The organism is Rhodococcus sp. C3V, from assembly GCF_029269915.1.
In the GTDB taxonomy this organism is placed as follows: Bacteria; Actinomycetota; Actinomycetes; order Mycobacteriales; family Mycobacteriaceae; genus Rhodococcus_F; species Rhodococcus_F qingshengii.
In genome coordinates this window covers 216179-241196 of the sequence record NZ_JARJBE010000005.1, presented here as the reverse complement: position 1 = coordinate 241196, position 25018 = coordinate 216179, and the positions used below count along the sequence as shown (strand labels likewise).

28 protein-coding genes are annotated in these 25018 nt (G+C 61.6%); 12 read left to right on the top strand and 16 right to left on the bottom strand.

The window, feature by feature from the left end; all coding sequences use genetic code 11:
• From P3G66_RS16015 to P3G66_RS16005, 3 genes are all read right to left on the bottom strand, one after another.
• A complete protein-coding gene (locus P3G66_RS16015; protein WP_030536169.1) occupies positions 1-615 on the bottom strand; it encodes a TetR/AcrR family transcriptional regulator in 615 nt (204 codons plus the stop codon).
• 84 nt (positions 616-699) lie between these two features.
• Positions 700-1296 (bottom strand): hypothetical protein, encoded by a 597-nt coding sequence (locus P3G66_RS16010; RefSeq protein WP_007730333.1) that lies wholly within the window; start codon positions 1294-1296, stop codon positions 700-702.
• Positions 1297-1300: 4 nt separating this feature from the next.
• Positions 1301-1759 (bottom strand): hypothetical protein, encoded by a 459-nt coding sequence (locus P3G66_RS16005; protein ID WP_003942982.1) that lies wholly within the window; start codon positions 1757-1759, stop codon positions 1301-1303.
• Between the two features lie 101 nt (positions 1760-1860).
• Between P3G66_RS16005 and pip the strand changes: the two genes are divergently transcribed.
• On the top strand, positions 1861-2820 hold the full coding sequence (gene pip / locus P3G66_RS16000) for a prolyl aminopeptidase (RefSeq protein WP_058038393.1): 960 nt from the start codon (positions 1861-1863) through the stop codon (positions 2818-2820).
• On the opposite strand, the gene P3G66_RS15995 is transcribed toward pip, so the two are convergent.
• The gene (locus P3G66_RS15995; RefSeq protein ID WP_238592613.1) at positions 2808-3410 is read right to left on the bottom strand and encodes a TetR/AcrR family transcriptional regulator; all 603 of its coding nucleotides are present in this window, start codon (positions 3408-3410) and stop codon (positions 2808-2810) included. The genes pip and P3G66_RS15995 overlap by 13 nt on opposite strands.
• A 106-nt stretch (positions 3411-3516) precedes the next feature.
• On the opposite strand from P3G66_RS15995, the gene P3G66_RS15990 reads away from it, so the two are divergent.
• On the top strand, positions 3517-4596 hold the full coding sequence (locus P3G66_RS15990) for an esterase FrsA (protein WP_261255655.1): 1080 nt from the start codon (positions 3517-3519) through the stop codon (positions 4594-4596).
• Here P3G66_RS15990 and P3G66_RS15985 read toward each other — a convergent pair.
• Positions 4567-5688, bottom strand: coding sequence for an endonuclease/exonuclease/phosphatase family protein (locus P3G66_RS15985; protein WP_064075055.1), 1122 nt, complete (start codon positions 5686-5688; stop codon positions 4567-4569). The genes P3G66_RS15990 and P3G66_RS15985 overlap by 30 nt on opposite strands.
• A gap of 132 nt (positions 5689-5820) precedes the next feature.
• Here P3G66_RS15985 and P3G66_RS15980 point away from each other — a divergent pair, with 132 nt between their 5' ends.
• Complete coding sequence (locus P3G66_RS15980) at positions 5821-7113, top strand: MFS transporter (RefSeq protein WP_007730351.1); 1293 nt, start codon at positions 5821-5823, stop codon at positions 7111-7113.
• On the opposite strand, the gene P3G66_RS15975 is transcribed toward P3G66_RS15980, so the two are convergent.
• Positions 7088-8101 carry an ABC transporter substrate-binding protein gene (locus P3G66_RS15975; RefSeq protein WP_007730352.1) on the bottom strand — a complete coding sequence of 338 codons (1014 nt, stop codon included), beginning with the start codon at positions 8099-8101 and terminating at the stop codon, positions 7088-7090. The two genes, P3G66_RS15980 and P3G66_RS15975, sit on opposite strands and share 26 nt — an antisense overlap.
• Before the next feature lie 88 nt (positions 8102-8189).
• Here P3G66_RS15975 and P3G66_RS15970 point away from each other — a divergent pair, with 88 nt between their 5' ends.
• Both P3G66_RS15970 and P3G66_RS15965 read left to right on the top strand, forming a co-directional pair.
• A complete protein-coding gene (locus P3G66_RS15970) occupies positions 8190-9017 on the top strand; it encodes a transglutaminase domain-containing protein (RefSeq protein ID WP_064443576.1) in 828 nt (275 codons plus the stop codon).
• A gap of 12 nt (positions 9018-9029) precedes the next feature.
• Complete coding sequence (locus P3G66_RS15965) at positions 9030-9824, top strand: 2-phosphosulfolactate phosphatase (protein WP_064443577.1); 795 nt, start codon at positions 9030-9032, stop codon at positions 9822-9824.
• Here the strand turns inward: P3G66_RS15965 and P3G66_RS15960 are convergent.
• The 4 genes from P3G66_RS15960 to P3G66_RS15945 all read right to left on the bottom strand — a co-directional run bounded on the left by P3G66_RS15960 (position 9779) and on the right by P3G66_RS15945 (position 12979).
• Positions 9779-10570 carry an ABC transporter permease gene (locus tag P3G66_RS15960; protein ID WP_054780764.1) on the bottom strand — a complete coding sequence of 264 codons (792 nt, stop codon included), beginning with the start codon at positions 10568-10570 and terminating at the stop codon, positions 9779-9781. The genes P3G66_RS15965 and P3G66_RS15960 overlap by 46 nt on opposite strands.
• Positions 10567-11508, bottom strand: a complete 942-nt coding sequence (locus P3G66_RS15955; RefSeq protein ID WP_064443578.1) for an ATP-binding cassette domain-containing protein — start codon at positions 11506-11508, stop codon at positions 10567-10569. Before P3G66_RS15955 ends, P3G66_RS15960 begins: the two co-directional genes overlap by 4 nt.
• 14 nt (positions 11509-11522) lie before the next feature.
• Entirely contained in the window at positions 11523-12398 is an 876-nt protein-coding gene (locus P3G66_RS15950; protein ID WP_208690114.1) for a DUF4097 family beta strand repeat-containing protein, read from the bottom strand.
• Between the two features lie 65 nt (positions 12399-12463).
• Complete coding sequence (locus P3G66_RS15945; RefSeq protein WP_007730367.1) at positions 12464-12979, bottom strand: toxin-antitoxin system HicB family antitoxin; 516 nt, start codon at positions 12977-12979, stop codon at positions 12464-12466.
• Positions 12980-13110: 131 nt separating this feature from the next.
• Between P3G66_RS15945 and P3G66_RS15940 the strand changes: the two genes are divergently transcribed.
• Entirely contained in the window at positions 13111-13707 is a 597-nt protein-coding gene (locus tag P3G66_RS15940) for a CHAP domain-containing protein (RefSeq protein ID WP_039973153.1), read from the top strand.
• Here the strand turns inward: P3G66_RS15940 and P3G66_RS15935 are convergent.
• Positions 13698-14468, bottom strand: coding sequence for an acyl-ACP thioesterase domain-containing protein (locus tag P3G66_RS15935; protein ID WP_261255641.1), 771 nt, complete (start codon positions 14466-14468; stop codon positions 13698-13700). The two genes, P3G66_RS15940 and P3G66_RS15935, sit on opposite strands and share 10 nt — an antisense overlap.
• Before the next feature lie 124 nt (positions 14469-14592).
• On the opposite strand from P3G66_RS15935, the gene P3G66_RS15930 reads away from it, so the two are divergent.
• Together P3G66_RS15930 and P3G66_RS15925 are read left to right on the top strand one after the other, a co-directional pair.
• Entirely contained in the window at positions 14593-14937 is a 345-nt protein-coding gene (locus P3G66_RS15930; RefSeq protein WP_007730375.1) for a metalloregulator ArsR/SmtB family transcription factor, read from the top strand.
• On the top strand, positions 14937-15608 hold the full coding sequence (locus P3G66_RS15925) for a cation transporter (RefSeq protein ID WP_238704792.1): 672 nt from the start codon (positions 14937-14939) through the stop codon (positions 15606-15608). Before P3G66_RS15930 ends, P3G66_RS15925 begins: the two co-directional genes overlap by 1 nt.
• A 54-nt stretch (positions 15609-15662) precedes the next feature.
• Here the strand turns inward: P3G66_RS15925 and P3G66_RS15920 are convergent, their stop codons facing one another.
• Positions 15663-16136, bottom strand: a complete 474-nt coding sequence (locus P3G66_RS15920; protein ID WP_050655037.1) for an SRPBCC family protein — start codon at positions 16134-16136, stop codon at positions 15663-15665.
• 145 nt (positions 16137-16281) lie between these two features.
• Here P3G66_RS15920 and P3G66_RS15915 point away from each other — a divergent pair, with 145 nt between their 5' ends.
• The gene (locus P3G66_RS15915) at positions 16282-16698 is read left to right on the top strand and encodes a hypothetical protein (protein ID WP_003943077.1); all 417 of its coding nucleotides are present in this window, start codon (positions 16282-16284) and stop codon (positions 16696-16698) included.
• Positions 16699-16793: 95 nt separating this feature from the next.
• On the opposite strand, the gene P3G66_RS15910 is transcribed toward P3G66_RS15915, so the two are convergent.
• Positions 16794-17006 (bottom strand): hypothetical protein, encoded by a 213-nt coding sequence (locus P3G66_RS15910; RefSeq protein ID WP_003943015.1) that lies wholly within the window; start codon positions 17004-17006, stop codon positions 16794-16796.
• 260 nt (positions 17007-17266) lie between these two features.
• On the opposite strand from P3G66_RS15910, the gene P3G66_RS15905 reads away from it, so the two are divergent.
• From P3G66_RS15905 to P3G66_RS15895, 3 genes are read left to right on the top strand one after another with little or no spacing between them, the layout of a single operon-like run.
• Positions 17267-17926 (top strand): GAP family protein, encoded by a 660-nt coding sequence (locus P3G66_RS15905; protein WP_007730384.1) that lies wholly within the window; start codon positions 17267-17269, stop codon positions 17924-17926.
• 15 nt (positions 17927-17941) lie between these two features.
• Positions 17942-18655, top strand: coding sequence for a GAP family protein (locus P3G66_RS15900; RefSeq protein WP_058038384.1), 714 nt, complete (start codon positions 17942-17944; stop codon positions 18653-18655).
• Positions 18652-20352: a SulP family inorganic anion transporter gene (locus tag P3G66_RS15895; RefSeq protein ID WP_209910300.1), complete on the top strand. Its 1701-nt coding sequence runs from the start codon at positions 18652-18654 to the stop codon at positions 20350-20352. The genes P3G66_RS15900 and P3G66_RS15895 overlap by 4 nt, the downstream gene beginning before the upstream one ends.
• On the opposite strand, the gene P3G66_RS15890 is transcribed toward P3G66_RS15895, so the two are convergent.
• From P3G66_RS15890 to P3G66_RS15880, 3 genes are all read right to left on the bottom strand, one after another.
• Positions 20344-21165: a hypothetical protein gene (locus P3G66_RS15890; RefSeq protein WP_276116839.1), complete on the bottom strand. Its 822-nt coding sequence runs from the start codon at positions 21163-21165 to the stop codon at positions 20344-20346. The two genes, P3G66_RS15895 and P3G66_RS15890, sit on opposite strands and share 9 nt — an antisense overlap.
• 14 nt (positions 21166-21179) lie before the next feature.
• Positions 21180-23879, bottom strand: coding sequence for a LuxR C-terminal-related transcriptional regulator (locus P3G66_RS15885; protein ID WP_276116838.1), 2700 nt, complete (start codon positions 23877-23879; stop codon positions 21180-21182).
• 175 nt (positions 23880-24054) lie between these two features.
• Positions 24055-25017 (bottom strand): asparaginase, encoded by a 963-nt coding sequence (locus tag P3G66_RS15880; RefSeq protein ID WP_276116837.1) that lies wholly within the window; start codon positions 25015-25017, stop codon positions 24055-24057.
• Between the last annotated feature and the right edge of the window lies 1 nt (position 25018).

The window sequence follows — 25018 nt, the reverse complement described above, 5'->3', positions numbered from 1 at the left end:
CTATTCGGTGGGTAGTCCGGCAAGCGTCAATCGGACCTGTGCGGCAACGATGTTCGTGAGTTCGTCAGCCGTGATCCGGTCCAATGCCGCGCGGGCTATTTCGAAGTGCAGCACGTTGGAAATCGTTCGCGCTGCAGTGGTTGTTCGGGTGGTGTGGTTGGGGTGTGCCTCGTGCAAGATTTGCGCAATCCGCGTTTGCAGGCGCTGCGAGAGTTCCAGGCCTTCGGCCCGGAAACACTCGCTGGGCTCACCGAACAACACCTCGCGTTGGTAGATGCCGGTGTTCTCGTCGTTTCGGCGACTTGCGATCAGCAGGGGTGAAACCAGCTCGAGCACACGATCTTCTGTGCCGGTCGACTTGGCTTCACGCTCTTCTCCCAATTCGATCTGCTTGCGGTATTCCGCGTTGTACACCATGAGCAGCAACTCGGCTTTGCTTGCGGCGTAACGAAAGAGAGTGCCGCCGGCTACATCGGCGCGGTCGGCAATTTCTTGAGTTGTGACTGCGCTGTAGCCCTTTTCCGCGAACAGTTCGGCAGCGGCGTCGAAGATGCGTGTCTGCTTCTCGAGTTTGTTGCGTTCGCGACGGCCCAGCTCTTGGTCCGGCTTCGTCATCCCGCTCACCTCGTTCCATTTCGGATCACGCTCATAAATGAGTCTACTCCGAAATATCGGGAGGGTGGAGTCTCCTCCGTCACATCACCGCAGTCCGCTGACCCAACCGGCGAACACGTCTGAGAACACGTCCGCTTCGCACGCATGCGCCGATTCGGGATAGGCGCACTCTGGGTATCCGGCGACGACGGCGGCAAGTTCGACGTTGCAACACTGCGCCAAGAGGCCACGCAGGAGATCCGCAACCGACCAACCCGCGACGGATACCGCAGGGATTCCCTCTTCCTCGTACACCTTCACCAGATCGGCGTGCCTCCAGGACAATTCCTCGGCCACCAGTGCATCAGGGTTGAAAGACATGGCGCGGTCGAGTGATCCGCGCAGAAGTGAGTGCGGATCGTCCTCGCCGCGAAGCCTGGTCGCGAGGTCCGCCGGCGCCTTCTGCATGACGAACATCCAAGGTTTGCCGTCGGGAAAGACTCCACCGAAGCCTGCCACGTTGAACGGTAGGTGGCTACTGAGAAAATCGGTCTCCACGTCGACGTGTTGATCGTCGCCCAGATGAATGAAGTGGCCGGAGGCAATTTCCTCGCCCATTGCCGGCTCAGCCCATGTGTTGTTCCACAGATCGGTCATCCGACTGCCTTCGGGAAAATCGAGAACCTCGAAGAGAAAACCCATGTCTCTACAACTCCCCGTCGAAGTGGGTGGTTACTCCACCGGTCAGTCGAGAAACCGTCTGCGCCGAGGTCGCGAGGACGACTCGGCTTGTCTCGAAGGTCATCTCGTCGCGTTCGGTGTCCTCCGATTCGGGATCTTCGGCGAGTGAGAAGTCGAGTTCCACCTCTCGATCGGTGCTGGAACAGACCGAGATCATCAGCCCGAGTCGTTCGTCGGTGAACGCCGGAAGCGATTTCTCGGGATGGAAGTCTGCGGCCGCGTGAAAGAAGAACGCCGCCAGCCGTTCGACGAATCCGTCGTCCGTATGTCGGCTGAGATACTGATTGAAGCGGTCGGGGCTGAGCAGCCCGACGTCGAAAACGAGTGTGGGTACGTCGGATTCGAAGACAGTGGCGGGAACCGCATGACTGCGAAGGAAGACTGCGGCGCCGCCGTATCCCGGCAACCTGAACCCATCACGCATCTGGTGTACTCCCGTCGCAGTGGTGTCCTGTCCACGCTAGGCCATTGCTCGGCCGCGTGCTGCCTACTCGAGTAGGCAGCTTGATGGAAGAATCACCGCCTATGACTGCTGTCCTGTACCCGCCCGTCGAGCCGTACGAGTCGGGGCTGTTGGAAGTGGCGGACGGTCAGAGTCTCTACTGGGAGACAGTCGGCAATCCGGCGGGCATTCCGGTTCTCTACCTACACGGCGGTCCTGGTTCGGGATGCACTGTCGGCGCCAGGCGTTTCTTCGATCCCGAAGTCTTTCGCGCAGTTCTGTTCGATCAGCGAGGCTGTGGGCGCAGTCTTCCGCTAGCGAGCAGTCCGGACGTCGATCTGACCGTGAACACCACGGCGCACATTGTGGAAGACATCGAGCGTCTTCGTGAGCATCTCGGTATCGAGCGATGGATCGTGACGGGACTTTCCTGGGGCGTGAGTTTGGGTCTGGTGTACGCGCAGGCGTTTCCCGCGCGGGTGCAAGCGATGGCCCTGGGCGCGATCACCGGCGGGACGAGGGTCGAAATCGAGTGGATCACCCGTGCCATGGGCCGGGTATTTCCGCGTGAATGGGAAGAGTTCGTGGCGCCGTTGCCGGTGGACGAGCGTGACGGAAACCTCCCCGCGGCGTACGCGCGACTGCTTGCCGATCCGGATCCTGTTGTGCGCGAGAATGCCGCGTTGCAGTGGTGCCGTTGGGAAGACGTGCACGTGTCGCTGATGCCGGGGTGGACTCCGAGTGTTCGATACCAGAATCCGGACTTCCGCCGGGTGATGACCAGGCTGGTTACGCATTACTGGGGTAACGACTGCTTCCTGGCGCCGAATCAGATATTGGACGGAATGGACCGTCTCGCTGAGATTCCCGCGATTCTCGTGCACGGACGGTATGACATTTCCGGGCCACTCGACACTGCCTGGGCGATCCACCGGCGTTGGCCGGGTAGTGAGTTGGTGGTACTCGACGACGCCGGGCATGGCGGCAGCGGATTCAACGAGGCAATCGTGGAAGCGCTGAATTCACTGGCTCATTCGGCCTGATCGAGTGCCCCGGCACGGGCCGCAGCCAGCGCGCCGGCAGCAGCACGATCGGCAACCGACTGGTCGACGGGTAGATCGGCGACCAGCAGGCGATAGTAGATGGGTGCGGCGACGGCCGCCAGAAGATCAGCGGCCGAGACCTTCTCGGAGATCTCCCCGCGCTCGACTGCTCGGTGGACGACGATGTCTGCCAGTTCGTAACGTGCGGAATAGAACTCGCGCTTGAGTCTCGCGACCTCGGGCGTGCGGACCGCATCGGAGAACAGTGCAGCCACCAACGCGCCGCCCGACTCGCTGGTCACCAGTGCGACTATCGATCTGGCCATCTCGCGCAGGTCGGATTCGATGGAACCGGTATCCGGGATGGGGACGGTGGTTGCCGATACCTCGACCGCCGCGTCGGCCACCAACTGGGACAGCGTGCTCCACCGCCGGTAGATCGTGGTCTTGTGGACTCCGGAGCGGGTGGCTATGTCCTCGATGGTCATCGCGGCGAATCCGCGTTCGGACAATTCGGCCGCCGTGGCTGCCAGGACGGCCTCGCGCACCCTGGCACTACGCCCTCCGGGCCGTTGTGGTGTCGAAGTCATAAGCCAACCTTATCGCAACAAGGTGTTGTGTTAGCTGGAGGCACGTGGTTCACTGAGCTAATGCAACTGATCGTTGCATTAGAGATGAATTGAGGGGTGTTTTCCCATGTCATACGAATTTCCTGTCAATCACCGAGGTCTCTTCGAAGAGCGCGCAGGACAGTTTCTGAGCTTCGGGCTCCCCGTCTCGGATCTCGAGGAACTGCGCGCGTCCATCCACTCGACCTGGGCCGACGCGCCGGGTGGTTGGTCGTACGAGTGGTCGGCGTTGGCAGCAAAGTACTCCGCCGACGGCAATCATTCACTCGCGGCGATGATCTACGGAATCGCCAAGTTCCCCGTCCTGACCAACGATTCGCGGCGCCGGGCCCTGCAGAATCAGGTGGACGAATACGTCAAGGCAGCAACGGGATTCGGGCTCGAGTTCGAGCGTCGAATCCTGTCCCTGCCCTACCGAAACGGCGAGATCGAGCTACCGGTACACATCCTCTCGGCGGACGGACGGTACGAAGACGCACCCGTCCTGTTGCTCAGCGGCGGCGTCGACGGCTGGAAGATGGACATGCATCCGTTGGTCAGTGCGTTCGCGAAGAACGCCGGAGTGACTGTTGTTGCCTTCGACCAGCCGGGAACTGGTGAATCACCGGTTCCTCTCGACGCTTTCGGTGACGAGGTGATCGACGGACTGGTGGCGACGGCTCGCGCCCTCGGCAATGGCCAGGTGGCACACCTGGGAGTTTCCTTCGGTGGCAACTTCGCCGTGCGGTCGGGGTTGACCGGCGCCGTCGATGCGGTGATCAACATCGGCGCCCCGGTCAAGGGCGCGTTCGAGACCGCGAACGCGGAGCGCCTGGTCTACGGCATGGGTGACATCGTCGGAAACGCACTGGGTTTCGATGCGCCGGCAACCAAAGATGCACTGGTACAAGGTCTCCGTGCTTTCGATCGCAGTGCCTTGATGACCGCAGACGACGGCCGGACCCCGATGCTTGTGGTCAACGGGGCCGACGACGTTCACATTCCGCTCTCGGACACCACTCTCTTCGAGGAGCGCCCGAACACGCAGGTACACGTCATCCCGGATGCGGGGCACTGCGCAGTGACCAAGCTGCCCGAGTTGACGCCGATGATGATCGACTGGCTACGAGATGCCCTGTCAGGAACCGCTCCACGAACCGGTCGATGATCCGCCGCCGAAGCTGGCAAAACGATACGTCGCAAGAACGGCTTTGTGATCGGTCGGCCACGGCGTCGGCGAAGCGATGAAGTTGTCCTGGGAGTTCTCTTCCACTCTTTGGTTGTGCACGATCGTCTTTCGCGGGCCGATGATCCCGACGGATCCCAGCTTCAGGTCCGAAGCGCGATCGGCGAAGATGTAGTCGATCCGATCGCGTTCGTCTGCCTCGGGTGCCCAGGTGAGCTGTGAGGTGTCGACGTCGGGATTGTCGGACGGCCAGGTGAAGCCCGGGTGTGTGGCCGGGTTCGGGTACTTACTGCGGTAAGCGTCGACGAATCCGGCTTGGTCGAGCAGGCGGGTGGATTCCCAAGGAACGACTACACCGTTGTGGTCGAACAGATTTCGCGTGCCGTCGGTCCAATCCAGGGCCGACGGTTCGTTGAAATCGCCACCGAGGATGACGGATCTGCCCTTGGCCCGTTCTTTTGCCGCATCGTCGACGAACGTCGAAATTGCCTTGGGTCGTCCCGAATTGATGTTCACGCGCTGAACCGTCTCGGGGTCCGTGACCGGACCGGACGGCATCTTGTTCCAGCCGAACTCGGAGAACTCTCCGGGCTTGGGAACACCCGCGCCGTATCCGCGCGGTAGATACGTCGCGTAGGACGTGTAGGCCAGATGTGCCGAGTAGGCGGCGATTTGTTTGCCGTCGACCGTCACGACTGCCTTGATCATCGAGTTCAGGTCGGCTGTTTCCTCGATCGGAAACTTGGAGAGAATCCCCACGTCGGAGGACGCTGCTCCGTAGAAGGTGGTTCCTGATTTGGTCAGCATGTCCGCCAATGCAGTTGTCGCAGTGCCGGCTTCCGACAGGAGAACTATCGACGCCTGTGTCGAGATGATCATGTCGGCGATCAGCTGCAGGCCACCGTTGATCTTGGTTCCGCCGTGCCATGTGTTGAGGGAGAGCACTTTGATCTCCTGCGCGGGGCTCGCCCCCGCGACGGAGGTATTGGCACCCAATGTAAATGCGCTCGCGGTGACTGTGCCCGCGGCTACCGCCATCGCCTTGACCATCTGGCGGCGCGTCAATCCATTCATCAAATCCCGGCTCTCGTTGTCGTGTGCTCGAACCCCCGGAAGATAATTACCATCGCTACCTAAACGGACAGTTAACCAATTGTAAAATGGCAGATTTCCACAGAACGCCGTGCGGGCAATAGTCTTCTGATCGTGGTACTCAGTGAGCGTTTCCCCGGTAACAAGACCTTCGCGAAGGTTCGTGTCCTGCCGCCGGTGGTGAAGCTGCTCCTCCTCTCGATGGTGCTGTTCAACATCGGGTTCTATCTGGTTGTCCCCTTTCTGGCGGTGCACCTTTCGGAGGACCTCGGATTTGCGGCCTGGATTGTCGGCCTGGTCCTCGGATTGCGGATGTTCAGTCAGCAGGGCATGTTCTTCATCGGTGGAAGCCTCGCCGACAGGTTCGGCAAGCGTCCGATCATCCTGCTGGGCATAGCCGTTCGTGTAGTCGGTTTTCTGATGCTCGGTCTGGCAGAAAGCATGAGCGCCGTGATCGTCGGCGTGCTCCTGGTCGGCTTTGCTGCCGCGCTCTTCGCGCCCGCAGTGGAGTCGGCCAACGCGGAGTACGGACGCGAACTCGAGTCCGCCGGAGTTATGCGTCGTACCGATTTGTTTGCAGTGGAACAGATGTGCAGCCGCCTGGGAACAGTGATCGGTCCGGCGCTGGGAGCTGCTCTCCTGATGTTTCCGTTCTCGTGGACGGCGTCGAGCGCCGCGTTGCTCTTCGCGATCATGTGGGTCGGGTTCTTCATCTGGTTCCCCCGACCGGGCGATGCCCACGACGGCCCGGTGTCGACCTATACGCTGCGCGACGTCTGGCGAAGTGTCCTGACCAACAACAACTTTCTGCTCTTCGCGACGCTCTGCAGTTTTCAGCTGGTTGCGTACAGCCAGCTGTACCTGATGCTTCCGGAACAGCTCGAGCGCGGAATCGGTTCGCAGTCGGCGCTGGGATGGTTCTACGTGGGCGCGGCGGTGTTGGTGATCGTCGGGCAGGGACCGACGGTCGCGGTTGCCCACCGCATCGGGCATCGGCGCGCGATCACCTTCGGGCTTGTGCTCATTTCGGTGTCGTTCCTGGTTCCGCTGGTCACCGGCGTCGACTCCGCAGCTTCGGCGTCGACGCAGATAGTCGGTCTGGCGGTGTGGATCGGGCTGCTGCACCTGGGACAGATGTTGATGGTGCCGCCGATGCGAGACACCATCGCGATCCTCGGTCGTGAAAGCAACCTCGGAGCGCACTTCGGCATGCTCAACACGATCGGCGGTCTGCTCGCGCTCCTGGGAACCGTGGGAGTCGGATTCGTGTACGACCTCGTCGACAACGGCCACGCAGCGCCGGCGTCACCATGGGTGATCGTTGCGCTCTGCGTGGCCGTGTCGGCTGTGGTGTTGTGGGTGTGGTCAGGCCGAACGAAAGTTATCGACCAGCGATCGTCTGATTGATCTTTGCGACGAAATCTTCCAGCACAAACGGAATGGTGAGTGGGTTCGGCATGGACACCGCGTCACTGACGATGGGGTCCAAGCTGATCAGGCCTCCGGTCTCGACCACGTTCAGATTGGTGAACGCCGGCTGCGACTCCATCTCGGCGCGAGCCTTCTCGTAGTTGTCGAAGAGCAGGTAGTCGCACTCGAGGAGGTCGTAGTTCTCGGCGGAGATCTCGTAGTTCAGCTTGCCCGCGAACCGATCCTTCAGTGCGGCAGGCGCCGTGAATCCCAATTGCGTGAGCAGCTGAGCCCGCGCTGCCTCGGGGCTGAACGCTCGCAGATTTCCGTCGCTCCAGCGAATGACGAGAGCTGCTGTCTTGCCTTCGAACTGGGGGTTCTCCGCGCGGGTGCGAACGATGAGGTCTTCGACTTCCTGGACCTCCTTCTTTGCCTGCGCGGGAACGCCCACAGCCGTACCGATGCGGGTCGTGACTTCCTGCCAGGGCAGAACCCAATCCGTCTGATCGGCGGCGTGCAGCACCGTCGGCGCGATGGCGCTGAGCTGCTTGTACAGATCCTCGTCGATCGCGTTGTTGACGGCGATGATCAGGTCAGGCGCTGCAGCCACGATCGTTTCGATGTCGAAATCGGTGGTGGCGTTGGCCAATGGCGTCGGCTCGGCGCCCTGGACTGCGGAGTCGGCCCAGACGCCGATTCCGTCGTCGGTCGATCCCTTCCACACCGGGACCAGGACGGGCGTCAGCCCGAGGGAAAGCAAAACGTCCGCGTCGCCGATACCGACCGCTGCGATGCGGCTGGGTGCCTGCTCGATGGTGGTGGAGCCGAACTTGTGGTCGATCGTCACAGGGAAGGCGTTGGCCTCGGCGTGAGCACCTTCGGTGCCGGGAGTGGATTCGTCCTTCGCGCTGTCGCCACAGGCAGCAAGGGCGAAACCGGCTGCTGTTGCGAAGGTGACGGACAGCATGGCACGGCGGCTCAACATAGGGTTCACGGCAACCTCGGGTTTCATGGTTATGGGACCCTAACCATAGTGGAGTTGCTGTGTCGGCAGTGTTTGTTAACCTCCGCCCATGACGGCGGTTCTCGACTACACATCAGCAGGACCGTTCACCCGCATCGACGGGGTGGACATGCTCGCCCTCGAGTCGCTCCCCACCGACCCCATGCAAATATGCCGGGTAGTGCCGTACCTGGTGGTCCAACCCACCGATGCACGGTCGCTGAATCTGCCCACCGACCGATTCGACGAAAACCAGATCCGGCCGGCAAGCGTTCTGCTTCAACGCCTGCTTGCGCTCGATCCGGCACCGGTGACCTCCGCCCGAGAACCCGACAAGCGGCTCGTCGGAACCTGTCGGCACTTTGCTGTTTTGAGTTGTGCGTTTCTGCGCTCTCGCGGAATTGCCGCTCGCGTCCGCTGTGGTTTTGCCACCTACTTTCAACCGGGACAGGGCGTGGACCACTGGATCACCGAGTACTGGGACGACGCCGGCAAGCGGTGGATCCGCATCGATTCGGAGATCCTCGGACAAAACGTCCTTCCTCACGCCCATAACCTGCAGCCGGGAGAATTCCTCAGTGGTGGTGAGGCGTGGCTGGCGTATCGACGCGGCGTGATCGACGGGTCCCAGTTCGGGGTGTACGGCACCGAGAACTGGGGGCCTGCCGAGATCCGCGGCAACGCAGTGAAGGATCTTGCCGCGATGAACAAGGTCGAAACTCTGCCGTGGGACGAGTGGGGTCGTATGACGGCCGCCTACGACGGAAAGACAGGCGCCGACTACGACCTACTGTTGGACGATGTCGCCGCGGTGTGCGCCGCCGACGATCCCGTTGCCGTGCGAGCACTGTACGAGCACGATGACTTGCGCGTGCCGGACAAGCTGATTCGTTTCTGAGATGCTGGTGCGATGAATCCGGAGCATCGCCAACTCGATTACGGACTTCGATTCGACTGGGGGTTGCGCGGCGCCGAAGCGATTGCTGCCGGCGTCGATGTGGCAGTGGTGGTAGACGTTCTCTCGTTCACGACGACGCTGAGCGTTGCCGCCGACGCGGGAATCGACGTACTTCCCTTTTCCTGGAACGACGAGCGCGCGGTCGATTACGCGCGTGATGCCGATGCGGTCCTGGCGGTGAGGCGGAGCGTAGCCGCGGAGGGTCAGATCAGTCTGTCTCCCAAGACGATTCGCGAAGCCGAGGTGTCGAGTCGGCTGGTGCTGCCGTCGCCGAACGGGTCGACTATCGCGTTTGCGTTGGCGTCTCAGGTTGCGGTGTGTGTCGGCGCTTCGTTGAGGAACGCTTCCGCCGTCGCGGATTGGATTGTGCACGAACATGGTTCGAGATCGAGGGTTGCGATAGTCGCGTCCGGTGAAAAGTGGCCCGGTGGAGAGTTGCGTCCGGCGGTGGAGGATCTGTGGGGCGCCGGTGCGGTTGTCACGGCGTTGACCGCGAGTGGTTGGGAAGGGTCCCCATCGCCCGAGGCGCAGATGGCGGCGACTGCCTGGACGGCGGTGTCGGATTCGTACGAGGAACGGTTACGGGACTGCGCCTCAGGGCGCGAGTTGATCGTCATGGGGTTTCCACACGACGTCGCCATCGCCTCGGAACTCGACGACAGCGACACCGTACCTGTTCTCGAAGATCGTGTGTTTCGAGGTCAGCGCACCGGGCGTCGGTTGAACAAACTCCGCGCCCAGAGGTAGGAGAGGAAGGTGATTGCGACGCACCATCCGATCGCGAGTATCGCGTTGTTCCCGATAGCTTCGCCGAGAAGAAGTCCTCGAAGAGTCTCGATGATCGGAGTGAACGGCTGATACTCGGCAAACCATCGCAACACGGTCGGCATCGAGTCGGTGGGGACAAAGCCGCTTCCCAGGAACGGCAAGAGGATCAACACCATTGGAAGGTTGCTGGCCGTCTCGACACTCTTGCTGACGAGGCCGAAGGCGACCGACAACCAGATCATGGCGATGGAGACCAGGACGAGGAGTGCAAACGTCGCGGCCCACTCCACGAAGCCTGCAGTGGGCCGGAAGCCGACGGCTATCGCTACGGCGATGACGACAACGAGGCTCACGATCGTCTGAAGGAGGCTGCCGAGAACGTGACCGGTCAGGACGGACGTGCGCGTGATCGCCATCGTTCGGAATCGTGCAATGATCCCGGCGGTCATATCGGTTGCGACGGAGATGGCAGTACCTTGTGCCGCTGATGCCACGGTCATCAGAATGATCGCCGGTGCAACGTAATTGACGTACTCGGCTCGACCGCCACCGCCGGGGCCGAGGCCGTTCCCGAGCGTTCCGCCGAGCACGTAGACGAACAGCAGTAGGAAAACGACTGGCATTCCGACGAGCATCACCGTCATCGACGGATATCGAAGGATGTGTCGAATACTGCGACGCAGCATGGTTTTCGAGTCCTGATAGGCAAGCGTCATGGTGGTCATCGCGCGTCGGTCCTTTCGGTGGCGGTCAGAGTCAGGAACACGTCGTCCAGGTCGGGTGTGTGCACGGAGAGTTCCTTGACGTCGATCGAGTGAGCGTCGAGTTGGTCGAGAAGAGAGCGCAGCGAGCGGACACCCCCGTCGCTGGGGACCTGGAGGACATAGGCGGCATCGTCACGTGAAGATTCGTCGAAAACAGCTGCAGCAGAATCGAGCTGATCTCGGTCGAAGAAGTGAAGACGAATGTGGCCGCCGGGGATGTGCCGTTTGAGTTCCGCTGCCGTACCTTGGGCGACGATCCGTCCCTGATCGAGGACGGCGATGTGGTCGGCCAGTTGATCAGCTTCCTCGAGGTACTGGGTCGTGAGGAAGATGGTGACACCGCCCTCGACCAACTCCCGGATGATCTGCCACATGGTGCGTCGGCTCCGGGGGTCGAGGCCGGTGGTGGGCTCGTCCAGGAAGATGATCTCCGGTCGTCCGATCAACGTCATTGCCAGGTCGAGCCGTCGACGCATGCCGCCCGAGTAGGTCGACGCCAGCTTGTCCGCGGAGTCGATCAGATCGAACTTCTTCAGGAGTTCTTCAGTGCGCGTTCGACGTTCGTCCTTGCCGAGATGGTGCAGGTCGGCCATGAGGAGAAGGTTTTCCTCACCGGACAGATAGTCGTCGACTGCTGAGAACTGCCCGGTGACGCCGATGCGCGAACGCACCGCGTCGGGATCGTCGGAAGGGTTGTACCCGGCGATGCGGATGTCGCCGCCGTCTGCGGGAACGAGGGTCGAGAGGATTTCCACGATGGTGGTCTTGCCGGCGCCGTTGGGGCCGAGGAGTGCAAAGACGGTTCCGCGGTCGACGGAGATGTCGATTCCGTCCAGTACCGTCTTGTCGTCGTAGGCCTTCTTCAGGCCCGTCGCGGTGATGGCTGGTTTACGGGACATCAGCGTTCCTTTCGCTAGATCTTCTTGTTGGATTCTTCTCGAGGCTCCGAACGTCGAATGACGATGTCGCCGTAACTGGTGTGTGCCCGGACGTCTACCCGGCGTTCAGTGGAAGCCGGACCGTGCGTGGCATTCATCTGGTTGTCGACGCGGCCGAAGGACGTATGAGCGTCGAATCGCGCGGCGGTTCCGGATCGAACACCGATATGGATTCGTCCGGCGGCCGTCTTGGCGGATACGACTCCACTCTCGATGGCCTCGAAGCGGATGTCGCCGTTGGCGGTTGCGGCGCTCGCATCGGATTCGGCATGCTCGACGGCGACGCTTCCGTTGGCGGTCTTCGCCTTCAGTGCGCCGGTGATCGTGCCGATGTTGATGTCGCCGTTGGAGTTCTTGACCTCCGCGTTGCCGTCGACGCGGCCGATGCGGATGCTTCCGGACCCGGTGCTCGTGTCGATGTCACCGGCCACGTGCTCGACGATGATCGCGCCGGCCCCGGTGCTGATGTTGAGCGGCCCGGTGGTTTCCAGTGTGCAATCGCCCGCGGAAACCTTCACCCGTGATCGTCCGAGAGTGCCTTCGCTACGGAGGTTGGCAACTGCGGCAGTGCCTTCGAGTTCCGAGCCGGAGGGAAGCTGAACGGAGATGTCCACAGATCCTGTCTTCCCGAAGATGCCGAGGCCGCGCTGTTTCGGAGTCTTGATCTGCAGCCGGCCACCTGCGAATTCGACGCGTGTTTGTTCGGCGACTCGAACGTCGACCTCGCGAGACGAGTTGCTGGGCAACACTTCCACGACAGTGTCGTTGCGGCTGCTCGCCGTGATCCGGATGTGTCCGACTGCCACGTCGAAGTTCAAGGTGATGGGGTCAGGTGTGCTGAATGTAGGCATGGTGATACTCCCGATGAGGTTGTCTCGGTTGATGAAAGAGGGTGGTGCGAAAGATGAAGCCGGTGTCAGTGCACCCAGCCGCTGAAGCTTTCGGAACCTTGGGACGTGCGCTGTCTCGGAGTGCTTCTGTTCGCGCCGCCTTCCAGAGCCGTTGCAGCCGAGCGAACCAGCCACGCGTTGACGGAGATCCCGGCTTCCCGGGCCGCCGCCTCGATCCGGTCTTTGAGGTCTTGCCCCAGCCGCAGGTTGATTCGAGTCATCGAGGCGTCGTCGGACTCCGTGACGGGGCGCGGTGCCGGAGTCGGGTCCTCTTCGACGGGGGCTGGAACCGGTTCACTGATGGCTGGTGCCACCACGAATTCGGGTTCGCGTCCCCGCAGGCGCAGGTCCACCGAACCCGGGGCGAGGTCACGCGTGATCTCGGCGGCTGCCGCAGACAATGCGTCGAGAAGGGTGAGTCGCACTGCTGATTCCAGCGGTGCGGTCAAACGATCGGCGAGTGCCTTTGCGTCTTCTCCGCCTGCTTCGGCCGCCACCGCGAGTTCGTGGCGAAGGTTGTCTACGTACGGTGTCAAGTCCATGGCATCACTATGGCACCACTTTGGTGCCACCGCAATAGTTTGGTGGCACATTCGTGTGAATTTGGTGAGAATTGCCAGGTCATCGGGGTGGTTGGCGATTCGGTCCGCGGCAGGCTGGCACACTCGTAAGGGTGAGTCCTGCCGAATCGAACCGCCGACGCCGCATCGTGCTCTGGATTGCCGGGGTGCTCGGCGTCGTGATCGTGGTTGGGGTGGTGGTCGTCGCGATCGCACCATCGCGGTACCTGCCCTGGGACACGGCTGAGTTCCCGGCGGTGGACGCGAGTGCGCTCACGTCTGATCAAGGTCGGGTGCTCGAGCTACTGCAATCCGAGCATGAGCAGGACCGTCCGGGCACCTTCTATTCCGACGGCATCGACGAAGAGTGGTGCGCCGACTTTGTCAGCTGGATCATGAGGGAAGCGGGTCGACCGTTGTCCAACCCGAACTCCGGAAGTTGGCGCATCCCGGGGGTGTACACCTTGCAGGAGTATTACCAAGGGATCGGCGCGTACGCCGAGAACGGCAGCGGGTACACCCCGAATGTGGGTGATGTGGTGATCTACGACAGTTCGAGATGGGTCGGTCAGCACACCAACATCGTTGTGGCAGTGGACGGCAACTCTGCGGTCACGGTTGGCGGCAACGAGTTCGGCAAGGTGCGGGTTCATGATCTGGACTGGCAATCCGACTCTGCCGTCGTGGGATTCGGAAAACTTCACCCCTGATCGTTGCTCTTCGGAGACAAGGCGAACCACCGCGCCGACGCACGTGCCTCGTCGCCTGCGTCGATGTGCAGCGTGTTCGTGCCGGTTCGCACGCTCACCTGCTCACCTCTCTTGATGGGCTGGGTGTACTCGATGATCGCGCGAAAGGGCCCGCTTCGTAATCTGTCGGGCAGCGCATCTTCCACGGGCTGCCAGTAGATTGCGTTGTTCACGTGATCGAAGGGGTCGAAATCGCTCGAGCGCAACGGGAACGGCGTATCCGCTGACGGCGTCGTGTCCGGGGTCGGGTCGATCCACCGACGCCAGTGAAGATGCTGGTCCACGGCCGTCGATGCCAGGGCAGCGGTGAACTTCTCACTGATGGATGCCGGCATTCCCGTCTTCGGGTCGATGTTGATCCAGAACGCCTCGGTTTCGATCAACCCGCCGCCATCGGATCTGATGCGAACTCGCATCGAACACCACTTGTTCGACAGGCCTGAACACCAGCGCTGCAGGTGAACTCGATCCGGCCAGACGACCGGTTCGAGTACATCGATCACCGTTCTTCGTACCATCCACAGCGGGTGTGTATCCATGGCGCCGCGGTCGACGAGATTGTCGAAGCCCGCGTCTTGGAGGTAGCGCGCGATCGCGTCGAGGCGCAGTTGTTTGTCGGTGTGGATGTCACCCGTACGCACCGGCCACGAGGCCTGGAAGATGCTTCCGGTTGTCGGTAGTTCGGCCATCGCTACGTGGTCGTCGACTTTTGTACGGTTCATCGGATGTGGGCTCCCGGTGTTCGCTTGGTTGGGTGGCTTCACGCTTGCGTTACCCGATGGTGGGATCTTGAACCATCGGAGTTCATCGTTTTCTGAATCCAGTTTTCGATGTACTGTCGCACGTATGGATATCGAGGGCGTAGATGTGGTGACCAACGTGGCGGTGCTTGCGAGGTTCGGGCATGCACTGTCCGACGAGACTCGGACACGGATACTGCTCGAACTGAAGACCGCACCGCGGTATCCGTCCGACCTCGCTGAAACGCTGGCTGTGACCAGGCAGAAGCTGTCCAACCATCTGGCGTGCCTGCGCGGTTGTGGCTTGGTGGTGGCCGTCCCGGAAGGGCGCCGGACCAGATACGAACTCGCCGATGTACATATCGGTCGGGCCCTCGACGACCTGCTCGGGGTCGTACTCGCGGTGGATCCGTCGTACTGCCCGGACAGCGAATCAGAGGGGTGCTGCTGATGGTTGCGCCCGTTGACGGTGTCGGGCTCTCGACTGACCGGCGTGCGCTCTTGTCGAGAAGAATTCGCATCTTCGTGGCGATCACGATCAGCTACAACGTCGTCGAAGCGATCATCGCGCTGGCGGAGGGCACACGAGTGTCGTCCGCAGCACTGTTCGGTTTCGGCCTCGATTCGGTGATCGAAGTGTCCTCGGCGGCAGCTGTTGCCTGGCAGTTCTCGGCGCCGGATCCGACGAGCCGTGAGAAGGCGGCACTGCGAGTGATCGCATTCTCGTTCTTCGGGCTCGCTGCGTACGTCTCGTTCGACGCGATTCGGTCGCTGTTCGGTCTGGGGGAAGCTCGGCACACGAGCGTCGGAATACTCTTGGCTGCGGTGAGTTTGGCGATCATGCCGGCCCTGTCCTATGCGCAACGCCGAGCCGGTCGGGAGTTGGGTTCGCTGTCGGCGGTCGCGGATTCGAAGCAGACGCTGCTCTGCACTTACCTCTCTGCTGTCTTGTTGGTCGGTTTGCTGCTCAACTCGCTGCTCGGCTGGTCGTGGGCGGATCCGATTGCGGCACTGGTCATCGCCGTCATCGCGGTGAAAGAAGGCATCAACGCGTGGAAGGGTGATCCGTGCTGCCCGGTTGTGGCTGTGCCCGAGAGCGGTGACGAGTGCGACTGCTGCTGAGTGAACACAGGTTTTGTCGAGTGAGCACTCGCTGCGGTGCGTCAGAGCGGGTGTTCACTCGATGAAAGGCGTGCCGACTTCTGCGCGGCCCTTGATGTGCGCGGCGCGTTGCTCGAGAAGGCGCCGCAGATACGGGCCGACAGCCAACCTCAGCGCCAGGTGTCCGAGCGCCCCGAAGGGGGCCGTAACCGTGAAGCGGTCATGCATCCGCGTCCACCCACCCGGCTGAACGTCGAAGACGTGCTCGTGCCGCATTGCGGCAAACGGGCCGCGGACCTGCTCGTCTGTGAACGAGTACGGACGGTTGTACTGCGTGATCCGGCTTGTCATCGAGAATCTCCACCCGAGATGCCGAGCAGTGAACGACACCTCGTCGCCCTCTCCCAGCGTCGATCTACCCGTACTCGTGACTGCCACCTCATCTGTTGCGCGGAGCGAGGCCGAGTGTTCGTCCATGTCGAGTTCGAGATCGAAGATCACCGCCGGTGGAGCATAGATATCGGTGATCACGACTACGGTGTGTTGCACAGTGCCAGTCTGCCAACATTGGTTTGCGATCCCGGCAAACGGGTACGGGTCGGTGACCTGCGGTTCATCCGCGACGGGTGATGTTTTCGCCTTCCAGCCCCTCGAGACTGAGTAAGGGAAGTGCATTCTGTCGAAAGGAACGCTGATGACTGCTCCACCGCGGGAACCCGCGAATCACCCTGTCCGGCAGGGTTTCGCGGTAGGTACGACGTTTGCAGCAGCAATCCTGCTGCTCACCGCAGGCATTGTCGCTCTGCTTCAGGGCATCGCGGCCGTTGCCGACAACAATCTGTTTGTCGTGGGTATCAACTACACGTACAAGTTCGACATCACGACGTGGGGTTGGATCCACATCATCTTGGGCATCATCGGGATCGTGGTGGCCCTCGGCCTCTTCACCGGTGCAGTGTGGGCCAGGGCGGCGGCAATCGTCATTGCGTCGCTCTCGATCATCGCCAACTTCTTGTGGATGCCGTATTACCCACTGTGGTCGATCCTGGTCATCGCGCTCGATGTCGTTGTGATCTGGGCGGTCGCGACCTGGGACAGGGACAGAGTCTAGGCACCGAACAACCCGAGAGCAGTTGGTCCCGACCGAGTCGACTCGGTCGGGACCATCGCTCGTGCGTGGGACATTTCGACAGGGTGTGGCTCGGATCAGTCTGGGAGTCGACGCATTTCGGCGACGGTCAGGCCGAGGGAATCGAGACGGGCCATGATGCTCCGCATAGCCGTGTGGTCCGCGACGGGTCCGTACAAACTGGTGAACCCGCCGGCCGCACTGGCGACACTGAGTTCAGGAAATGCGGCCTTGACGCGGTCCGACACTTCGCCGTCGATGAGGAATTGATACCGAGTGGGAGCATTCATCAGTATCCGCTCCATTTCGTAGGGCCATGAGGTTCGAGAAGGCAGCGCTCCGAGCCTCGAAATCGCATGTCGTCAAGTGCAATCGGCGTCGCTGCCCGATCCAGGACTCCGCATCCGTGGGATCCAGTCTTACTCCCGTACGCGCTCGGGGCGTCATCCCCTACGGGTGAATGTCGTCGCGGGTCCGTTCATCCCTTTTGTGTGAGGCTCCGTAGAGTCGCCACCCCTAGTGTCGACCGGGAGAGAGAGAAGAGGTCGGCATGGGATCTGTCATCGGGGATCTGTTACCCCTCGCGGTCGGCGTTGCGGTATCGCCGATCCCGATCATCGCGGCAATCTTGATGTTGTTGTCCAAGCGTGCCGGCAGCACGAGCGTCGGGTTCGCGCTGGGCTGGATACTGGGAATCGTCGTCGCCACCGTGATCTTCGTGCTTCTGTCCAGCAAGCTCGGTGACTCCGAAGGTGATCCGTCAGCGACAGTGTCGTGGATCAAGCTGGCGTTGGGTGTATTGCTTCTTGCGTTCGGAGTCAAGCAATGGCGCGGACGCGGAGGCGAGCACGAAACCCCGAAGTGGATGCACGCCATCGATGACATGACCGCTGTCAAAGGCCTCGGCTTGGGCTTCGCTCTGGCTGCGATCAATCCGAAGAATCTGATGATGTGTATCGCGGCCGGAATCTCGATCGGATCCGCGTCATTGGGCTCCGGAGAAGTTGTTGTCGCCATTCTGGTTTTCACGATCATCGCGGCCTGCACAGTGTGCGTGCCCGTGATCGGCTACCTCGTTGCCGCGGAGCGACTGCGTGGTCCGCTGGCCAAGCTGAAGGTGTGGTTGCAGGAAAACAACGCCACGGTGATGAGTGTGTTGATCCTGGTTATCGGTGTTGTTCTCATCGGCAAGGGCATCGGCGGTCTCTGACAACTGGAGGTAGTTATGGGATCGCTGCTACTGCAACAGATCCCGCTGGCGCTCGGGATCATCATGAGCCCGCTGGCGGTTGTCGCCGTTGTGGCCGTACTGTTTTCCGAACGAGCGCGTATCAACAGCATTGCGTACCTGATCGGGTGGTATCTCGGAATAGTTGTCGCGCTGGCCGGTTCGTACGTCATCTTGACCGCACTCCAGGTTCATCAGCGCACACACCCTCCGCTGTGGGTGCCCGTCATCCATCTCGTTCTCGGGGCAACTCTGCTGGCGGGTGCCTGGTTCGTCTACTCACGCAGTCGTCGCGGGGTTCAGGCGATGGCGGCTGCAGTTGCCCCTGGCGACGTTGTGGCTGCGGCCCCTCAGCTGCCGAAGATGCTGCAATCGGTTGAGCACTTCCAACCAATGCGATCCGGTGTGCTCGGTTTCGCGCTGTTCGTTCTCAACCCCATCGACATGTCGTGTGCCATCGCAGCAGCGATGAACCTTCGTCTCAGCACCGTGGCACCGACGTCGCAGATCGTCTCGGCCGTGATCTTCTCGCTGGTGTCCGTGACCTCGGTCGCGGTACCTGTTGCCCTCCTGCTGATCAAGAAGGACGAGGCAACCGAACCGCTGCTGAAGATCCGCACCTGGATAGCCACCAACACGCACTTGCTGAACGTCGGGCTCCTCGTCCTGATCGCGGCGATGCAGATCAGTAAAGGGGTGCAAGGACTATGAGTGCTCCGCACACGCGGACCTGGTGGGTCTTCGGATCGTTGTCCGACTATCAACGCGCTTGGCTTCGCCCCGACATCATTGCGGGCCTTACGGTGTGGGCTGTCCTTGTTCCGGAAGCGCTCGCGTACGCCACCATCGCCGGAGTTCCGCCGGTGGTCGGGCTTTATGCTGCGGTTCCGTCATTGATTCTGTATGCAGCAGCCGGCAGTTCGCGCCATCTGATCGTCGGGCCGATGTCGGCGACCGCAGCGTTGTCCGCGGCGATGATTGCGCCATTGGCTTCAGGAAACGACGGCCGATTCATCGCGCTGTCGGCGGCATTGGCGATCGTGACCGGGCTCGTCGGATTGCTCGCAGGATTCATGCGCCTCGGATTCATCGCGTCCTTCATCTCCGAGCCGGTTCTCAAGGGATTCATCGTCGGTCTGGCGCTCACGATCATCATCGGTCAAGTACCCAAACTCCTGGGCGTGGACAAGGGTGAGGGAAACTTCTTCGTCCAGACGTGGACAGTGGTGAAGGAACTGGGTGAGGTCGACCTACCGACCGTGATCATCGGATTGCTCAGCCTGGCAATGGTCCTGGGCGTCAAGCGATGGCTTCCGCTCGTACCGGGTTCGCTCCTCGTCGTGCTGCTGGGCATTACCGCAGTAGCGTTGTTCGGCCTCGACGATCGTGGCATCGACATTGTCGGACACATCGACTCGGGCCTGCCGTCGATGGGCCTGCCGAACGGTGTGGGAGCTGAGGACTACCTCGACCTGGTCGGACCGGCGGTCGGCGTTCTGCTCATCGGTTTCGCCGAAGGTCTTGGCGCTGCAAAGACATACGCGGCCAAGGCCGGCTACACCATCGACGCCAATCGTGAACTGGCAGGACTGGGTGCGGCCAATCTCGGATCGGGTCTCTGCTCGGGAATGGTGGTCAACGGCAGCCTGTCGAAGACCGCTGTCAACGGAGGAGCGGGCGCCAAATCTCAGGTCAGCGGACTGGTGGTCGCGGCACTGACGCTGGTGACACTGCTGTTTCTCACTGGCCTGTTCGAGAAGTTGCCAGAGGCGACGCTCTCGGCTGTGGTCATCGCAGCAGTGATCGAACTGGTCGATTTCTCCTCCCTCGCAGCGCTGTACCGGGTGTGGACGAAGAGGTTGGGCAGTATCTACGGGCACGCTGCCCGGGCCGATTTCGCCGCGGCGATCGCGGCGATGTTCGGGGTTCTCCTCTTCGACACGTTGCCCGGTCTGATCATCGGAATCGCCGTCTCGATGTTGCTGCTCCTGTATCGAGTCTCCAAACCGCACGTGGCTGCTCTGGTCAAGGACGGTACGCGCTGGGTCGACATCAGTGGGCATCCTGATCTGAAGACACTCGACGGCGTCGTAGTGGTCAGGGTCGAAGCGGGGATGTTCTTCGCCAATGCCGATCACGTGCGTGATCAGATCACCGGTCTGGTGACCGCCGGCACCACCATGGTCGTTCTCGACGCCGAGACGTCACCGTTCATCGACGTCAGCGCTGCGCAGATGTTGGCTCAGCTTCGAGATTCGTTGGCACGCAGGAATGTGAGCTTCCGAGTGGCACGCGACATCGGGCAGTTCCGCGACGTTCTGTCCGGTGCCGACCAGGGCGCGCTGAAGGTCGACGTCTATCCGACCGTCTCGCAAGCGCTTGCAGGTCGAGACAACACCTCAGCGTGATGTCCATAGCCAGATTCCCAGGGGACCGGAATCTTTGGCCACTGATCCGACGATCGACGACGCGACAACCACGATGGCCGAGAAGATGAACAGCCAGCCGATGACGGTGAACATCACGCCCAGAAGACCGAACTCGTCCTGCGACGTCTTTGTCATTCGGGGGAGGAAAAGAGTGCCGGCCACGTGCAGTCCGGTCAGGCCCGTCGCGGTGAGCAATCCTGACCCGACGCACATTCGAGTGGTCATGCGATTGGCCGTCAGCAGCATGGGCACGGCTGTCCACACGAGTGCCCACACGACGTAGACCGCTGTGAATTCCAGGACTCTGCCCACTCCCGGAACACCATTCAGTTCACGGCACAGGGCCGCACCGACCACCGACGCGGCCACGACGCACACTACCGCGAACCACCGCCACGCCTGACGGAGTGTCGCCGTCGGCACGCTCCAGATCCGTCCGTACATCCGGCCGAGAGCGCGAGCGTAGGACGTGGAACTGATCAGCAGCATGAGCAAGCCGACAATCCCGAACGCTGCCGCGGTAGAGGTACTGGTCAATACGGTGTCGGGGAGTTGGACGCCGAGGTCGTCTTTGGCGGCATCAGCCAACGGCTTCAGCTTCTCCAAGGTCGACGCTGCAATCATGACCGGGAGCAATGACGTAAAGGCCTGGGCCGCCAAAGTCATGGCGCTGTCCACGAGCCCGACTTCGAAGACCCCGATGGTTGCATCAGTCGCCAACCGTCGACTGGGTGTACGTCTCGCCCACACGGTCAATCGATCGCGCGTATCGGAATACAGCTTCGGGGGCATGGAAGCAGTCTTGCTCAGATGAGTCCGCCGCGTCGTGCAGCCTTGAGCGCGTCGCGTCGGTTGCTCACTTCCAACTTGCGATAGATCCCGCGAAGATGCGTCTTGATGGTGTTGACGGAAAGGAACAGCGTGTCGGCAATGGACTCGGTGGTGTCTCCGGAAGCCAGTTCACGGAGCACGGTGTATTCGCCTGGCGTGAGGATCGGTGCACTCACCAATTCTTGTGGGCGAATGCGGCTACGTACCTGTTCGGCAAATGCTTCCTGATCGCCGAAATGTCCACTGAACTCGTCGAACACCGGTCGCAGGGATGCGCTGTAGTCGAGGAAGGGGCGTAGCAGGCTACCGGCTTCCGCGGCGCGCAGCGCTTTGTGGAGGGAGCGAAACGACTTGCGCTCGTGACCTGTTGCAGCGTGGATCCCGGCTTCGAGTGTCCAGGCGTAGACGTGATGTGCGAGCAACGGGATTTCGGAGGACCCGAGAGCTTCGGAAACTTCGACGAGTGCTTCCGCGAACTTGTTGGACGAGAAGGCGACGGCACCCCGTGCGAGATGTATCTCCGACGTTTCTCCGAATTGATCGGCTGCGTCACGCACGAGTCTCGCTGCCCATTCCACTTCGCCGACGGAAAGGCATGCGTGGACGACGGGTGGTAGAAGAGCCAAGGTCGCGAACGCAAAGGTACGTAATTCGATCGCGCTGAGCATCGCGTCGCGAACATCGGCGGCGGTCGAGCGTCGGTCGGTCGAGCCGTCGAGACTGTGAAGGCCGAAGGTTACGACGGAGTGCCACCCGAACACCGGCGCGCTGGCGCCGAGAACGTCTGTGCTCCGGTAGTTTCCGATTGTCGGGATGCGGTACGGGAGTTCGCTCGAAGCGCAGAGATATGTGGCAAAGGCGGCCACCGACGCGGACAACTCGTACTCCGCAGTCGTCGTGATGCGATGTTCGACCGCGTAGTCGAGAGCGTAGACGGAGTGAGCCCTCATCGCCCCGATGTCTCCGCTGAGAGAAGCTACGTAGCCCAGTCCGGTCAGCGACTTCAAGACGAATCGCGCCCTGCCCCGTATTGTCCCGAGTGCGACGGCTTGAGTGTATTCGACAGTCGCCCTGTCGAACTCACGTCGCAGTAAGTGTGCCGTCGCCAATTCCATGTGTGCGTAGGCTTCGATGTCGGAGTGGGTGCTTTTCTGCCGCCGCTCCAGACGTGCCGCCAGCGGCTCGTTGTCGGAAGTCGCCGTAACGCAGGAGATTTCCAGGCTCATCGCCAGGAACAATGGATCTTCTGCAATCGGTGGATGAGTTGCCTCGAGAAGATCGAGGCACGTGGTCGCCGAGGTCACGTCACCGGAGTGGAGGGCGGCCGCCGCCAGCACCAGTCGGGTGATCGGGGATTCCGAGACCTGCGTCGACACGGATTCCAGGACTCGCACGACGTCCCCGCAGTGCCCGTCGAGTACGAGGCCCAGCCCGCAGCGTTCGAGAAACGCGAGAATGCGGCATGGGTCTCCGATCGACACCTCGAGTTCGAGCGCCTCGAGTTCGAAGTGATTGCTTTCGAACCAGCTTGCTGCTCGCAGGTGTACGCGGTTTCTCTCGACGTGATCGACGCGACGGAACTCTGCCCGAAGGTGCTCGCGCAAGAGAGGGTGATAGCTGAACCACGTTGTGTGGTCGGCGGAATCGGTACGGGTCACGGGGAAGTTGAACTGAATCAGCGAGTCGATCTCGGATAGAGCGTTCGAGTCCGTCAGAGTTTCCGCCAGTTGGGCGGAGAAAGAATCGACTACCGATGTTCGCAACATGAACGAGGTGACATGTTCGGGCAAGGACGTCAGTACCTCGTCGACGAGAAAGTCGGCGATCGGGCGGGGTGTGTGCGTGAACTCGTTCAGTGCATCGCCGATGTCACTGCGGCCGGCCAGAAACGCGGCGGTCAGCCGAACGACGGCGCCCCACCCCTTGGTGAAGTTCTCGACGATTGCGAGTTCGTCGTCGCGCAGCGTGATGTCGTACTCGCCGAATATCGCGGTGATCTCGGAGCGATCGAAAGCGAGATCGGTGGATGCAAAGCGGGTGAGTCGGCCGTCGAGAGCCAGACGATGCCAGGTGAGCGGTGGTTCGTAGCGGGCGGCAACGATAATCGACAGGTTGCCCGGGGTCTGTGTGAGTATCCGATCGAGGAGACCGATCGACATCGGATCGTGGAGGGTGTGAACGTCGTCGAGGATCAACGTTGTTCGGCGCTCGTGCGTTTCGAGGGTTTCCGCAAAGTGCGCGAGCCACTGCTCGACGGGCGGCCTGGATCCGGTCTGCACGGGGAGCCTCTGGCCGGCCGCATCGACCGAGGTCGCGATCGCCTCGGCGAGGGATTCACACAGTATCGACACGTTGTTGTCGCGCTCGGCCAACGTCAGCCAGGCCAGCGCAACATCAGGGGAGGCTCGAGAATATTCGCGAGCCCAATCGGCCAGAAGTAGGGTCTTCCCCGCACCGGCCGGAGCCGAGAGCAACCCGACAGGCCCGGGGCCTGAGCCTTTGGTGGCAGTGGATGCGGTGAGTTTGCGGTGCAGGCGCGGACGCGCGACCAGTCCTTTCACGGCAGTTGGCGGGTGAAAACGACCGTTGAGTGCGGCGCCTGGCACGTGCGCTTGCCCGACGCGGTGAGCCGCGTCGAGCGTTACTGCAGCGGCATCACGAAATGGGCTGCTCATCCGACTCCTGTTCGACTGGCTGCACTGGACGTGACCGCTGGATCGAAATTTTGAACGAGTTAGATGATGTGAAACTACCCAATTCGGACACCAAATAAGCGTCCAAGTCGAAAATTCGGACCAAAGTCCCTGATTTAGTGGAGTGAATTTCGAACAATGAATGGTGTCGCCAGTTCTACCGCCCGAACGGCGGGGTGCGAGCAAACCTCGAATAGCGGTCGAATACCTTTTCCAGGCCCACGAGATCCGGATCTGACAACAAGGCTGCCAGAAGTACACGTGCCTGCCCGGCTCGAAGATCGGTGGAAAATACAGCGCCTGCGGCGATCAAGTCGTGCCCGCCACCACCGCCACCGTAAACCGGGGAGATTGGCCCCGAGGGCACCCGAGTTGTCACGGCTACCGGAATGTGAGCGCCTACGCAGTCTCGTACGGCCTCGACTATCGTCGGATTGGCATTTCCCGAACCGAGTCCGTCGAGAACAAGTCCCTGCGCCCCGGCGTGCACGCAGGCGTCGATTTGTACGCGGTCTGCCCCGGGATACACGGCGATGATGTCAACGCGGGTGTCCGAAATCGGATGCCACGGCAATGGTTCGGGATTACGCAGCAGGAGCGGATCGATGTGCACGCGGCGGAAGGCATCGAGTGCCGTCGTATCGGACTTTCGCGTACCTGCGGCTGGATGGACCGAACCGCCGAAGGCGATGAGGACACCACGCCCGTGTGACGAGATGTCCAGTCCGGCTGAGATCGCCGCGGCGAGATTCGAACGAGCGTCGGATTCGGGATGGTCGAAAGTGCGCTGCGCGCCGGTGAAGACCACCGGGCGTTGGTCGTCGTGGTGCAGGTCCAACAAGAACGCAGTTTCCTCCATCGTGTCGGTGCCGTGAAGCACGACCACCGAGTCGAGTTCGGGATCTTTCAATTGATCGGCTACGGCGTCGCGAACACGATCCATGTCCGCGAAGGTCATGCTCGAGCTGTCCTTCGACATTACGTCGACGACTCGAAGCTCGATGTCGGTCTGCTCGTTGCCGACCAGATCTGCACCGGTGATTGCGGGCCGGCTGATTCCATGCGCATCCCGGGTGCTGGCGATGGTGCCACCGGTAGTGACAACTGCGACTTTCGACACT

Coding starts and splice junctions, on each gene's coding strand:
- P3G66_RS16015 (WP_030536169.1), bottom strand. CDS start 615: ATGACGAAGCCGGACCAAGAGCTGGGCCGTCGCGAACGCAACAAACTC.
- P3G66_RS16010 (WP_007730333.1), bottom strand. CDS start 1,296: ATGGGTTTTCTCTTCGAGGTTCTCGATTTTCCCGAAGGCAGTCGGATG.
- P3G66_RS16005 (WP_003942982.1), bottom strand. CDS start 1,759: ATGCGTGATGGGTTCAGGTTGCCGGGATACGGCGGCGCCGCAGTCTTC.
- pip (WP_058038393.1), top strand. CDS start 1,861: ATGACTGCTGTCCTGTACCCGCCCGTCGAGCCGTACGAGTCGGGGCTG.
- P3G66_RS15995 (WP_238592613.1), bottom strand. CDS start 3,410: ATGACTTCGACACCACAACGGCCCGGAGGGCGTAGTGCCAGGGTGCGC.
- P3G66_RS15990 (WP_261255655.1), top strand. CDS start 3,517: ATGTCATACGAATTTCCTGTCAATCACCGAGGTCTCTTCGAAGAGCGC.
- P3G66_RS15985 (WP_064075055.1), bottom strand. CDS start 5,688: ATGAATGGATTGACGCGCCGCCAGATGGTCAAGGCGATGGCGGTAGCC.
- P3G66_RS15975 (WP_007730352.1), bottom strand. CDS start 8,101: ATGTTGAGCCGCCGTGCCATGCTGTCCGTCACCTTCGCAACAGCAGCC.
- P3G66_RS15970 (WP_064443576.1), top strand. CDS start 8,190: ATGACGGCGGTTCTCGACTACACATCAGCAGGACCGTTCACCCGCATC.
- P3G66_RS15965 (WP_064443577.1), top strand. CDS start 9,030: ATGAATCCGGAGCATCGCCAACTCGATTACGGACTTCGATTCGACTGG.
- P3G66_RS15960 (WP_054780764.1), bottom strand. CDS start 10,570: ATGACCACCATGACGCTTGCCTATCAGGACTCGAAAACCATGCTGCGT.
- P3G66_RS15955 (WP_064443578.1), bottom strand. CDS start 11,508: ATGTCCCGTAAACCAGCCATCACCGCGACGGGCCTGAAGAAGGCCTAC.
- P3G66_RS15950 (WP_208690114.1), bottom strand. CDS start 12,398: ATGCCTACATTCAGCACACCTGACCCCATCACCTTGAACTTCGACGTG.
- P3G66_RS15945 (WP_007730367.1), bottom strand. CDS start 12,979: ATGGACTTGACACCGTACGTAGACAACCTTCGCCACGAACTCGCGGTG.
- P3G66_RS15935 (WP_261255641.1), bottom strand. CDS start 14,468: ATGAACCGTACAAAAGTCGACGACCACGTAGCGATGGCCGAACTACCG.
- P3G66_RS15930 (WP_007730375.1), top strand. CDS start 14,593: ATGGATATCGAGGGCGTAGATGTGGTGACCAACGTGGCGGTGCTTGCG.
- P3G66_RS15925 (WP_238704792.1), top strand. CDS start 14,937: ATGGTTGCGCCCGTTGACGGTGTCGGGCTCTCGACTGACCGGCGTGCG.
- P3G66_RS15915 (WP_003943077.1), top strand. CDS start 16,282: ATGACTGCTCCACCGCGGGAACCCGCGAATCACCCTGTCCGGCAGGGT.
- P3G66_RS15910 (WP_003943015.1), bottom strand. CDS start 17,006: ATGAATGCTCCCACTCGGTATCAATTCCTCATCGACGGCGAAGTGTCG.
- P3G66_RS15905 (WP_007730384.1), top strand. CDS start 17,267: ATGGGATCTGTCATCGGGGATCTGTTACCCCTCGCGGTCGGCGTTGCG.
- P3G66_RS15900 (WP_058038384.1), top strand. CDS start 17,942: ATGGGATCGCTGCTACTGCAACAGATCCCGCTGGCGCTCGGGATCATC.
- P3G66_RS15895 (WP_209910300.1), top strand. CDS start 18,652: ATGAGTGCTCCGCACACGCGGACCTGGTGGGTCTTCGGATCGTTGTCC.
- P3G66_RS15890 (WP_276116839.1), bottom strand. CDS start 21,165: ATGCCCCCGAAGCTGTATTCCGATACGCGCGATCGATTGACCGTGTGG.
- P3G66_RS15885 (WP_276116838.1), bottom strand. CDS start 23,879: ATGAGCAGCCCATTTCGTGATGCCGCTGCAGTAACGCTCGACGCGGCT.